This window comes from Aneurinibacillus sp. UBA3580, from assembly GCF_002375825.1.
In the GTDB taxonomy this organism is placed as follows: Bacteria; Bacillota; Bacilli; order Aneurinibacillales; family Aneurinibacillaceae; genus Aneurinibacillus; species Aneurinibacillus danicus.
In genome coordinates, this window is record NZ_DFMZ01000033.1 from 1 (window position 1) to 10,702 (window position 10,702).

At 50.0% G+C, this 10,702-nt stretch carries 14 protein-coding genes; 11 read left to right on the plus strand and 3 right to left on the minus strand.

The features are described 5' to 3' along the window. Positions 1–299: 299 nt before the first annotated feature. Positions 300–728, plus strand: coding sequence for a transcriptional regulator MntR (gene mntR, locus B2899_RS05350; protein WP_146808133.1), 429 nt, complete (start codon positions 300–302; stop codon positions 726–728). 110 nt (positions 729–838) lie between these two features. Continuing rightward, positions 839–1,744: a patatin-like phospholipase family protein gene (locus B2899_RS05355; protein WP_170230070.1), complete on the plus strand. Its 906-nt coding sequence runs from the start codon at positions 839–841 to the stop codon at positions 1,742–1,744. A gap of 2 nt (positions 1,745–1,746) precedes the next feature. Here the strand turns inward: B2899_RS05355 and B2899_RS05360 are convergent, their stop codons facing one another. Both B2899_RS05360 and B2899_RS05365 read right to left on the minus strand, forming a co-directional pair. Beyond that, a complete protein-coding gene (locus tag B2899_RS05360) occupies positions 1,747–2,139 on the minus strand; it encodes an SA1362 family protein (protein WP_286884412.1) in 393 nt (130 codons plus the stop codon). A 45-nt stretch (positions 2,140–2,184) separates the two neighbouring features. Then, positions 2,185–3,126, minus strand: a complete 942-nt coding sequence (locus tag B2899_RS05365; protein WP_246147181.1) for a DUF1385 domain-containing protein — start codon at positions 3,124–3,126, stop codon at positions 2,185–2,187. Positions 3,127–3,308: 182 nt separating this feature from the next. Between B2899_RS05365 and B2899_RS05370 the strand changes: the two genes are divergently transcribed. The 4 genes from B2899_RS05370 (at position 3,309) to efp (ending at position 6,184) form a co-directional block, all read left to right on the plus strand. Then, entirely contained in the window at positions 3,309–3,680 is a 372-nt protein-coding gene (locus B2899_RS05370) for a c-type cytochrome (RefSeq protein WP_286884413.1), read from the plus strand. Positions 3,681–4,019: 339 nt separating this feature from the next. After that, a complete protein-coding gene (gene aroQ / locus B2899_RS05375; RefSeq protein ID WP_286884414.1) occupies positions 4,020–4,475 on the plus strand; it encodes a type II 3-dehydroquinate dehydratase in 456 nt (151 codons plus the stop codon). A 17-nt stretch (positions 4,476–4,492) separates the two neighbouring features. Beyond that, positions 4,493–5,560 carry a M24 family metallopeptidase gene (locus tag B2899_RS05380; protein WP_286884415.1) on the plus strand — a complete coding sequence of 356 codons (1,068 nt, stop codon included), beginning with the start codon at positions 4,493–4,495 and terminating at the stop codon, positions 5,558–5,560. A gap of 66 nt (positions 5,561–5,626) precedes the next feature. Further along, positions 5,627–6,184 (plus strand): elongation factor P, encoded by a 558-nt coding sequence (efp, locus tag B2899_RS05385; RefSeq protein ID WP_146808127.1) that lies wholly within the window; start codon positions 5,627–5,629, stop codon positions 6,182–6,184. A 155-nt stretch (positions 6,185–6,339) separates the two neighbouring features. On the opposite strand, the gene B2899_RS05390 is transcribed toward efp, so the two are convergent. Further along, positions 6,340–7,596 (minus strand): MFS transporter, encoded by a 1,257-nt coding sequence (locus B2899_RS05390; RefSeq protein WP_286884416.1) that lies wholly within the window; start codon positions 7,594–7,596, stop codon positions 6,340–6,342. A gap of 194 nt (positions 7,597–7,790) precedes the next feature. Between B2899_RS05390 and spoIIIAA the strand changes: the two genes are divergently transcribed. The 5 genes from spoIIIAA to spoIIIAE all read left to right on the plus strand — a co-directional run. Beyond that, positions 7,791–8,732 (plus strand): stage III sporulation protein AA, encoded by a 942-nt coding sequence (gene spoIIIAA, locus B2899_RS05395; RefSeq protein WP_146808145.1) that lies wholly within the window; start codon positions 7,791–7,793, stop codon positions 8,730–8,732. A gap of 5 nt (positions 8,733–8,737) precedes the next feature. Further along, the gene (gene spoIIIAB / locus B2899_RS05400; protein ID WP_286884417.1) at positions 8,738–9,256 is read left to right on the plus strand and encodes a stage III sporulation protein SpoIIIAB; all 519 of its coding nucleotides are present in this window, start codon (positions 8,738–8,740) and stop codon (positions 9,254–9,256) included. Positions 9,257–9,268: 12 nt separating this feature from the next. Next, a complete protein-coding gene (gene spoIIIAC, locus B2899_RS05405; protein WP_146808124.1) occupies positions 9,269–9,472 on the plus strand; it encodes a stage III sporulation protein AC in 204 nt (67 codons plus the stop codon). Positions 9,473–9,484: 12 nt separating this feature from the next. Next, positions 9,485–9,874, plus strand: a complete 390-nt coding sequence (spoIIIAD, locus tag B2899_RS05410) for a stage III sporulation protein AD (protein WP_146808123.1) — start codon at positions 9,485–9,487, stop codon at positions 9,872–9,874. Between the two features lie 15 nt (positions 9,875–9,889). Further along, positions 9,890–10,702 (plus strand): stage III sporulation protein AE (gene spoIIIAE / locus B2899_RS05415; protein WP_286884418.1); only part of this gene is annotated, 813 nt, incomplete at its 3' end.

The window sequence follows — 10,702 nt, forward strand, 5'->3', positions numbered from 1 at the left end:
GTATTCAAACAACCGATCTGGATCAAGAAGTATCGCCGGAGGGACGGCGTAGGTGGCGACGACCTCGCCCGCGCAGAAGCATGGTAAGCTCCTGCCGTGTTGCCTGCCCATAGCCTTGTCTCTGCCTGCGGGAAAACTTCCTGCTGGTACGCGAGGTATTCGCAGGAAAGGATCCCACGTGCTTCAGCCGTGGGAGAAGGTCAATTGAAATTCTTGCAAGTCTTTTTCAAAGTACGGTATCATAGAGGAATAGCGAACACGCTATTGGGAATAGAAGTGCGTAAGGATGGGGGAACGGCATGGCAACTCCGAGTATGGAAGATTATTTGGAACGGATTTATACATTGATTGAAGAGAAAGGATATGCGCGCGTTTCCGATATTGCGGAAGCGCTCAACGTTCATCCATCTTCGGTAACCAAAATGGTGCAAAAATTGGACAAGAGCCAGTATTTAGTATACGAGAAGTACCGTGGTCTTGTGCTGACGAACAAAGGCAAGAAAATGGGCAAGCGTCTGGTTGACCGGCATGCGCTGCTTGAAGATTTTCTGCGCCTTATCGGCGTATCGGAAGACGTTATCTTTGACGATGTGGAAGGCATCGAACATCACTTAAGCTGGGATTCCATTACCTGCATTGAATACCTAGTACAGTATTTTCAGGAAAACCCGGCCCGTGTTGAGGAACTTCGTAATCTGCGGGAAGCAGAAGATGAAATGATTGAATAGTCCGGAGTAAGAGGCGGCCCTTGGGTCGCTTTTTTTGTTTGCCTTGATTCTGAAACACCTTCACACCGAGTACATTACAAATAAAAAGCCTGAAGGGGGGAGAAGACGGGGTGAAAAAGATTGACGCGGTATTTGAAGGGGGAGGAGTCAAAGGCATTGCTTTCGTTGGTGCGATTACAGAGTTTGAACGCCGGGGATTCGGCTGGAACCGGGTTGCAGGCACATCAGCCGGGGCCATTATCGCGAGCCTTGTCGCGGCCGGCTACCGGGCCGATGAATTAAATGAATTGATGAAGGGTTTTGATTATATGGCGCTGCAGAAGAAACAAGGATTGGCACGGATTCCAGGTATCGGTTCATGGCTCAATCTTTGGGTCAAAAAAGGTTTCTATTCCGGAGATTACCTGTACAATTGGATGAATATCCATCTGGCCGCCAAGAATGTTCATGTCTTTGGAGATCTGCCCTCCGGTACGCTGAAAGTCATCGCTTCCAACATTACAGACGGACGCCTCCTTGTTCTGCCGGATGATGCCGAACAATTGGGGCTTTGCCCGCGCTCGCTGTCTGTCGCGTTAGCGGTGCGGATGAGCGCCAGCCTCCCATTCTACTTCGAACCGATCATTATCCGCAGGCAGGGCCTGCCGGTCTATGTGGTGGACGGCGGTATTTTAAGTCGGTTTCCGCTTTGGTTGTTTGAAGAAAATAGCCAGTCGTGTTATTCGACCATCGGTTTTCGTTTATCGGCAAGTTATGAAACCAAGTCGTATAGAATCAATACACTGCCGGAGTATATGAACGCGATGCTTAAGACGATGATGCAGGCGCACGATCAACGCTATATCGAGAAACAGCACGCTGCACGCACTGTGTTCATTCCGACGGAAGGGATTCCGGCGGCTAAGTTTGACATTACCGAAGAAGAACGAAAGTGGCTCTATCAGTCCGGTGAAGCGGCGGCCAAACAGTTTATGATCCGCTTGCCTTCGCTGCGGATTAAAAGAAAAACCTCTTGAGCTCAAGAGGTTTTTGTCTTTTTATTTGGTTTGTTTTTCTTGCCTTCGATAACCCGAAATGGATTATCGCGGCGCAGAGACGGTTTCAACCGGTTCATCTTCTTCAGCTTCGAAGGGGATGTTGTGACCGAAGGCGATGACTGTCCTTTTCGTTTATTACGCTGTTTCTGCTGACGAAGTGCTTTCTGATAGCCTTTGTCCGCCGGACCTGAGGAAAGTCCAGCGCCTCGCGACAGAAGCAACTTGTTCACCAGGAAATACAGCACAGCCGCAACGGCGGCGAAGATAAGGATAGACTTCAGCAGACCCCAAGCGTCATGATAAAGCTGAGTGGCAAATCCAACTCCGACAAGGGTAAGCAGCACAACTGTGAAAACCTGAGACTTCCGCGACACCCTAACACCTCATTTCATTTTGGAGTTTACCAATATTTGAGAAGGTTAGCTGATTGAGATTGTCGTCGTGGGAACGTTCTGTTTTGCCTCATCCAATTCACGCATGCGGAGGAAAGAAGCAATGGCCACTTCCACCTGTTTATCGTCCGGTTCGCGAGTCGTCAGTTTCTGCAGCCATAAGCCCGGGTATCCGAGGATGCGCAGGAATGGAACGTCACGAAGCTTGTTGGTGGCCTGAAGTGTCTCGTAGGAAACGCCAATGACAACAGGCAGGAGCAGAATGCGCTGGTATATTCTTTCCCAGAGGGAATCATAGTGGAAAAACGAGTAAATCACCACGCCGACAAGGACCGTAAACACGATAAAGCTGCTGCCGCACCGGTAGTGCAGCGTGGAGAATTGTTGAACTCTCTTTACTGTTAATTCTACCCCAGCTTCATACGCATTAATCACTTTATGCTCGGCTCCATGATATTGAAAAAGCCGCTTAATCATTGGTGTCCGCGCGATAGCCAAAATATAGACGAGAAGTAAAATAATTTTGATTCCGCCCTCGATAAAATTCTGGGCGATGTTATTTGTAATTCGTTGGAATAGCACATCCGCGAGGACGGCCGGAACCACAGTGAAGATTAATTTGCCGAACAGAAATGACAGGACACCGATAACGGCCACGCCGAGAATCATCGTTAATTTCGAAGGAGTTGATTCATTCGCTTCTTCTCCCGGTTCCGAATCGTAGCGCTCCGTCGAGAAATTGAGGTGCTTGGAACCGTTGGCGCTTGCCGCCACCAAGCCGACAATCCCCCGCAGGAATGGGACTTTTTGCAGTCTTTTTATCCACGGGCGCTCCTGTTTTGGTTCTTCATAGTATTCAATCGTGCCGTCTTTGCGACGAATTGCGGTCACGATATAGTTTTTTCCGCCGAACATTACGCCTTCTACGACGGCCTGACCGCCGTAGGCTGGTCTCGTTTGATTTGACAAGTTAAACACCTTCCTTATCCTTTATTGTAGCTGATTTGGCTGGTGGTTTCTAGCAGAAAAGTACGGAGAAGATCGACAATATGCGGCAGGTTGTTCAACAATATGTGATAAGTAGTATGTGTAAAGTATTGAAAGTTGGGGTAAAGGGTGAGTACAATGGGACTGGAAGGGGAGGTGAAAAAATGAAAAAGTTGACAACTGCTGGTTTATTGCTGGCGCTGGCGGTAGGTTTATCAGCTTGTGGCGGGGGAGAAAAGCCTTCAAGCGCTCCGGCTGACCAAAATCAAAGCCAGAGCCAGAACCAATCCGCTACAACGAGCGGAAGCGGCGGTGACGAAGCGAAGAAAGTTATGGAAGGAAAATGCATTTCCTGCCATGGTCAGAATATGGAAGGCGGTGCAGGCCCTGAGCTTCAGAAAGTAGGCGCCCGCCTATCGAAAGATGAAATCGCCAAGGTCATCAAAGAAGGACGTCCAGGTACGGCAATGCCAGGTGGTCTTCTGAATGACGAAGAGACCGAGAAAGTGGCTTCCTACCTTGCTGAACAGAAATAACGAAGGACTCGTAATTACATAGTCGGCCCTGGCCGGCTTAAAAGAGCATCTCCGACTTTTCGTCAGGAAAGGGAGATGCTTTTTTTGTGAAAAACGTGAGGAAAGAAGGAGAGGACAGAGGAAATGAGATCCGGGGAAGAAAAAGGCGTTCGCCTTTTTCTCCATTTTTTCATTTGATGGTTTGTGGCTGGTAAGTCATGGAGTGGATATAGTACAATATGTAAAACAGTACATGAGGATGGGTATTTTTCCAACCCCTTCGTTTCCTTATTTTCTTACCTTCGTTTTATAAAATAAATTGTATCTCAAAACATCTCTTATACTGAAAGGCGTGGTAGCATGGCGTCCGTTCTTGTAATAAACGGTCCGAATCTGAATATGCTGGGCAAGCGGGAGCCGGGTATTTACGGCAGTGAAACGCTGGCGGATGTAGAGGAGCGGATTGCGCGGCGTGCAGGCGATTTGGGAGTTGCGGTGGAGTTTTTCCAGTCGAATCATGAAGGCGCAATTATCGACCGGATACATCATGCATTTGGTTTGTGCGACGGTATTGTTATTAATCCGGGAGCTTTTACACATTATAGTTATGCGATCCGGGACGCGCTTTCAAGCGTACAGATTCCGTTTGTCGAGATTCACATCTCCAACATTCATGCGCGGGAAGCGTTCCGCAAGGAGTCAGTGCTCGCCCCTCTTGCGATTGGCCAGATTAGCGGACTGGGTACATACGGGTATGAGTTGGCGCTGGATGCGCTGGCCCATTATTTACGGAAAAACGAAAAGATGAAACTGTAAACCGGAGCTGATGAAGAATGGATAGGAAACTAGAGGCGATTCGAGTCCGAATGAAGGAAGAGGGATTTGACGGGCTGTTAATTACCAACGGGTATAATCGGCGATACATAACCGGTTTTACAGGCTCTTCCGGCTGTTGTCTCGTAACGGAGAGCGCCGCGGATTTGATTACCGATTTTCGGTACATTGAGCAGGCGACCCGCCAGGCACCGGCATTCGAAATCGTCCGCCACCAAGCCGATATGCTGGAAACGGTTATCGAGCGCGCAAAGCGGTACGGTGTAAAGCGTCTGGGTTTTGAGAAAAGCCATGTAACCTACGCGCTCTATCAGCGCTTGGCCGAGCTTGCAGACGGCATAAAATTAGTACCGGTATCAGGCGTGGTCGAAGCGTCACGGCTTGTGAAAACGGCAGATGAACTGCAGGTGATTAGAGAGGCGACCGAGATTGCGGACAAAGCATTCGCCCATATTCTAAACTTTATAAAACCCGGAGTCACAGAGCTTGCGGTGGCAAATGAGCTGGAGTTTTATATGCGTTCGCTTGGTGCGGCCAGCTCTTCGTTTGATATTATCGTTGCCTCCGGTGCACGTTCGGCGTTACCCCATGGTGTTGCTTCCGACAAGGTGATTGAAAAAGGGGAGATGGTTACCCTTGATTTCGGAGCGTATCACAAAGGATATTGCTCCGATATTACGCGTACCATCGCGGTCGGTGAGCCAGGTGAAAAAATGCGCGAGATTTACAACATAGTACTTCGTGCGCAGCTGAACGGCGTAAACAAAATTGGGGCCGGCATGACCGGAAAAGAGGCTGATGCGCTGACTCGGGACATTATTTTGGAAGCGGGATACGGTCCGTACTTCGGGCACAGCACCGGACACGGCATTGGACTTGAAGTGCATGAAGGGCCGACACTGTCGGTGCGCGGTGAGCAAAAACTGGAGCCGGGTATGGTCGTCACGATAGAGCCGGGCATCTACCTGGAAGGAGAGGGAGGGGTTCGCATTGAAGACGATGTGGTGATTACAGAGAACGGTTGCGAAATCCTGACCCGCTCTCCGAAGGAATTGCTTGTGATTTAATATAGGTTTTTGTTATAATTTGAAAGTTAGAAAACAAGAAATAACTGGTTTGTAGGAGGTTTATTCATGATTTCAGTAAACGACTTGCGCCCGGGCATTACGATCGAGTATGACGGAGCGATTTATTCTGTTATCGAATTCCAGCACGTAAAGCCAGGTAAAGGCGCTGCATTTGTACGCACAAAGCTGCGCAATCTGCGCAACGGCTCCATCAAAGAAACGACGTTCCGCGCCGGCGAGAAGGTGGCGAAAGCGAGAATCGAAACGAAGGAAATGCAATATTTGTACGCGTCTGGCGACGAGCACGTGTTTATGGATACACAAACATACGATCAAATCAGCCTGCCAACCAGCCAACTGGAGCATGAGCTTAAGTTCCTGTTGGAAAACATGAACGTAAACATTGTTATGTTTGAAGGCGAAATCCTGGGTGTACAGGTACCGAATACGGTAGAGCTTACCGTTGTGGAAACCGAGCCGGGCATCAAAGGCGATACAGCTTCCGGTGGCACGAAACCGGCAAAGATGGAAACCGGGCTTGTGGTACAGGTACCGTTCTTCATTAATGAAGGGGATAAACTAATTATCGATACTCGAAGTGAGCAATACGTATCGCGCGCATAATAGAAGATGAGCATAAAAAAAGCGGCCTTTTACGGGTCGCTTTTTTCTGTGAAAATCGTGAGAAAAGAAGGAGGGGGAAGAAGGAAAAAGATCCAAGGAAGAAAAAGGCGTTCGCCTTTTTCCACATTGAAATCATTGTCTCTTCTCTTAAACTTCTATCCTGAGTCTTTATGGATAAGAGGCAGGGGTTTAAGCAGAAGGCGGCGATGGCCGTGCTTGCTTTTGATTTGCGCCGGCCTGTGAATAAAGCGTGCGGTGAGCAAGGCGAGCAGCAAGCAAAAAGCGGAGGTTCCCCAGAACAAAAGGAAGGGACGCCCCATTAGCGCACCGAATACCGCAGGTCCTGCGGCAATGCCGAGAAAGCGTACACTGCTATAGAGCGAGGTCACAATTCCGCGTTCCGCTTTGCCGACAGCGGATGTAATCAGAGCATTTAAGCAGGGAAGAACGAACCCTGCTCCGATACCGCCTGCAAACAGGAGAGCAATGATGGCTATAGGATGTGCGGTAAACGGCAAAATCGTACAGATGACGGCTGTCAGGGAGGTACCGCTTACCAGAAATGTTTTCATGCGTTCCACCTTTTGTCCGATGATGTTCCCAACCCAAGCCGATATGACCGTTAGTGAAAGTAAAGGCAGTGCCAGAAATAAGCCGCGCACAGGTCCTGATAAGGATGTGTAATTATCCAATGCTTCGGCCAGGTAAAACAGCATGCCAAACAGGAAAAACATTTGAGCTGCCCCAAGCAGAAAGCTTATGAAAAGCCAGCGTCCCTGTTTGCGAAAGACATTGACCGCATCCTGCTTATATTTTGCAAACGGCGGAGGTGCCTCCGTCTCCGCTTCCTTCACCCAGCGGGCAATGGCCCAGAGCGCGGGCACAATCAGGAGCGGAAATGCAAAAAAAAGCGCATACCAGGCAATCAGCGCGAGAAGCGATCCGAGAACGGGGCTGAGCACCTTACCGAACGCGTTAGCGGATTCAATAACGCCGAGTGCCCGGCCGCGGTGTTCGGGCGGGTATAAATCGCCGATGAGCGCCATGGCAATTGGAGACGTGCCAGCGGCCCCGATACCCTGAATGATTCGTCCTGCTACAATCCATGCATAAGGTTGCGCAAAAAACAGTGCCGCTCCCCCTGCTATAAGGCCGCCTGCGCCGTATAACACCAATGCAACGATGATTACCTTTTTGCGTCCGATGCGGTCGGAAAGAAAACCGGCGAACGGGATAATGGCTCCCGCCGGAACGGAAAACAGGGTAATCAACAGCCCGGTATCCATTGCGCTTAAATCGTATTCATTGGCGATTGCCGGCAGTACGGGAATGACCATTGAATTGCCGAGTACCATAATCAGTGGCACAAGGCTTAGTGCAAATAATACACGGTCTGACGGTTTTGTTTTCATGCACGCTCACCTCGTCGTTAATATAGATCGCTTCAAACGATCATACATAGCTTGCCCTGCACCGCATGCGGCCAATCTGTTTTCCTGCTCCGAGTCCTTCCCTTTTATACTTCCTTATTTCAACATTGTCATAAAGTGGTCAGGCTTCCCATATGAATGTGATAAGTACAATGGGACAAAGAGGTGGTCAGATGATGGAAGATATTCTTCGAGTGCTGCCCGACAGTCTGCGCACCAAACTTAAATTTCTGCCCTCAGAAGAGCTTGAACAAATCGAAGAACTTCGCCTGCGCATAGAACGGCCCATTGAATATGTGGGAGGCGGTATCTCCCGATTTGTGAAGGAGAGGGGAGGGGGCACGGAGCGGTCGGAAGGTGCACTGATGTTTACAAAAGAAGAGGGCGCCCAATTATTGAGCAGGCTCAGCCACCATTCGCTGTATATGATGGAGGAAGAGATGCGGCGCGGCTATATTACAATCCAGGGAGGTCATCGGGTCGGCATTTCCGGTAAAGTGGTGCTCGAGGATGGACGTGTCAAATTGATTCGCGATGTGGCGAGCTTTAACATTCGTGTGGCCAGGGAACAGAAAGGTGCGGCGGATAAGGTGCTGCCCCTTCTGACGGAAAGGGGACAATTGCTGAGCACGCTTATTATCTCTCCGCCACAGTGTGGAAAGACGACGCTGCTGCGCGATTTGGCGCGTCAGATTAGCGAGGGGACAAAAGAGGTTGCGGCACGTAAAGTCTCCATTGTCGATGAACGTTCGGAGATTGCCGGCTGTGTGGGAGGCATTCCGCAGAAAGATGTCGGACCCCGTACGGATGTGCTTGATGCCTGTCCGAAGGCGGAAGGTATGATGATGATGATTCGCTCCATGTCACCTGACGTGCTGATTACGGACGAGATCGGCCGGTCGGAAGACGGCTATGCGCTTGAGGAAGCAACCCACGCTGGTATTGCCGTCATTGCCAGCGTACATGGGCGCGATTTAAAAGACATTATGCGCAGGCCTACGCTCTCTCGGATTTTACAGGCGGGTGTTTTCCAGCGCTACCTTGTTTTGTCCCGCCGGCCGAGAGTAGGCACGCTCTCCGGAATGTATGATGAGCATTTTGCGGACTGCCGGAGGTGAGAAGGATGCTGAAACTGTTGGGTGCTTCGCTAATTATTCTGGCGGGTACGCTCTGCGGCATGCAGTTGGGAGGGTACCTCGCACACAGGCCGCTGCAAATCCGTCAGCTGCGTACAGGTCTTACGCTGCTGGAAACAGAGATTGTATACGGATCCCGTTCGTTGTCTGAAGCGCTTGCTTCCATTTCCCGCAGGGTGGGAGGCGAGGCAGCGCGCCTGTTTAGCCAGGCAGCGGAACTGTTAGCCACAGAGCAGGAATGGTCGGCAAGTGAATGCTGGCATTGCGCCGTGCACCGGATTTGGCCCGGCACCGCCCTGAAAGAGCCGGAGAAAGACGTTATGCTTCAGCTTGGATTTATCCTCGGGCAGAGCGACCGGGAAGATCAGCGGAAGCATATCAGGCTTGCTTTGGCCAACCTCGAACATGAAGAGGCTTGCGCCCGGGACAGTCAGCAGCGCTATGAGAAGATGTGCCGCAGTCTGGGGGTGTTGAGCGGAGTCTTGCTCGTTATTTTACTTTATTGAGAGGTGGAGGCCATGGGGTATGATGTAAACGCAATTTTCCAGATTGCCGGCATCGGTATCATTGTTGCCATGATTCATACCGTCCTTAAGCAATCGGGCAAGGATGATTGGGCGCAGTGGGTGACGTTAATCGGCTTCATCATTGTGCTGTTCATGGTAGCATCGTTCATTAATGACTTGTTTCAGGAAATTAAGCGGGTTTTCTTGTTTCAGTAGGGAGCGTTCGCCATGGATATTATTCAGATTGTGGGGCTGGGAATCGTCGCTACCGTGCTCAGCCTGGTTGTTAAGGAACAGAAACCGATGTTTGCGTTTGTCCTTGCGACGGTTACCGGAGTCATTATCTTCCTGTTTCTTATCGGCAAAATTTCCGATGTCATTCGGGTCCTGGAAGGCATTGCAATGCAGGCGAATGTAAATATCGTTTATCTGGATACCATTCTCAAAATTATCGGCATCGCCTATATTGCAGAGTTTGGCGCCCAGGTGACGCGGGATGCAGGGCAAGGGGCAATCGCATCTAAAATTGAATTAGCCGGCAAAATTCTCATCCTGGTCCTTGCGATTCCGATTCTTTCCGTCATTGTTGAAACGATTGTACAGCTACTCCCGTCATAAAAAGGTTGTGAAAACATGAAGCAGAAACGGTCGCAGCTTCTATTCTATACAGTCCTGTTGCTGGCGCTGCTGTTCGTGTGGCGTCCCGCAAGCGCCGCCGAGCCGGAAATTTCGGCTTCCGCACCGCAGGATGCGATTGTAAAAGGGCAGCTTGAACGTCTTGACACAAAAGAAGTAGAGGCATTCTGGCAGAAAGTGCTGGACAAATACGGAGGATACTTACCGGAAAGCGAAGGAAAAAGTCTGTTTGAAATGATGACAGGAGAGAAAGCGTTCAGCTTTTCCGGTGTTATGAAGGGTTTGGGTTCCTTTCTTTTTCACGAGATGATTATTAATGGCAAGCTGTTGGGCGCCATTCTCATTATTACGGTATTCGCCATGGTGCTGGAAACGCTGCAAACGGCCTTCGAAAAAAACACAGTCAGCACTGTCGCCTATGCGATTTCTTATCTGGTACTTATTATTCTTGCAATAAACAGCTTCCGGGTCGCCATTGACTTCGCGCAGGGAGCGATTCACGATATGGTAGGGTTCATGCTGGCGCTTATGCCGCTGATACTGGCGCTTCTGGCATCAACCGGAGGAGTGACATCCGCCGCGCTATTCCATCCCATGATTGTTTTCCTGGTTAACATAAGCGGTACGCTGATTTCTACTATCGTCTTTCCTCTGCTGTTTCTGTCCGCCATCCTCAGCATCGTCAGCTCATTCTCTGTGAAATATCAGCTGACCAGACTGGCCCATCTGCTGCGTACAGTCAGTCTCGGACTTATGGGGAGTTTTTTGACGATTTTTCTCGCCGTACTCTCCCTGCAGGGAGCGGCAGGC

What these genes read in the sequence shown, in the direction of transcription:
- spoIIIAD (WP_146808123.1), top strand. Translation starts at nt 9,485, where the DNA reads ATGGATATTATTCAGATTGTGGGGCTGGGAATCGTCGCTACCGTGCTC.
- efp (WP_146808127.1), top strand. Translation starts at nt 5,627, where the DNA reads ATGATTTCAGTAAACGACTTGCGCCCGGGCATTACGATCGAGTATGAC.
- B2899_RS05390 (WP_286884416.1), bottom strand. Translation starts at nt 7,596, where the DNA reads ATGAAAACAAAACCGTCAGACCGTGTATTATTTGCACTAAGCCTTGTG.
- spoIIIAA (WP_146808145.1), top strand. Translation starts at nt 7,791, where the DNA reads ATGGAAGATATTCTTCGAGTGCTGCCCGACAGTCTGCGCACCAAACTT.
- spoIIIAB (WP_286884417.1), top strand. Translation starts at nt 8,738, where the DNA reads ATGCTGAAACTGTTGGGTGCTTCGCTAATTATTCTGGCGGGTACGCTC.
- B2899_RS05380 (WP_286884415.1), top strand. Translation starts at nt 4,493, where the DNA reads ATGGATAGGAAACTAGAGGCGATTCGAGTCCGAATGAAGGAAGAGGGA.
- aroQ (WP_286884414.1), top strand. Translation starts at nt 4,020, where the DNA reads ATGGCGTCCGTTCTTGTAATAAACGGTCCGAATCTGAATATGCTGGGC.
- B2899_RS05370 (WP_286884413.1), top strand. Translation starts at nt 3,309, where the DNA reads ATGAAAAAGTTGACAACTGCTGGTTTATTGCTGGCGCTGGCGGTAGGT.
- spoIIIAC (WP_146808124.1), top strand. Translation starts at nt 9,269, where the DNA reads ATGGGGTATGATGTAAACGCAATTTTCCAGATTGCCGGCATCGGTATC.
- mntR (WP_146808133.1), top strand. Translation starts at nt 300, where the DNA reads ATGGCAACTCCGAGTATGGAAGATTATTTGGAACGGATTTATACATTG.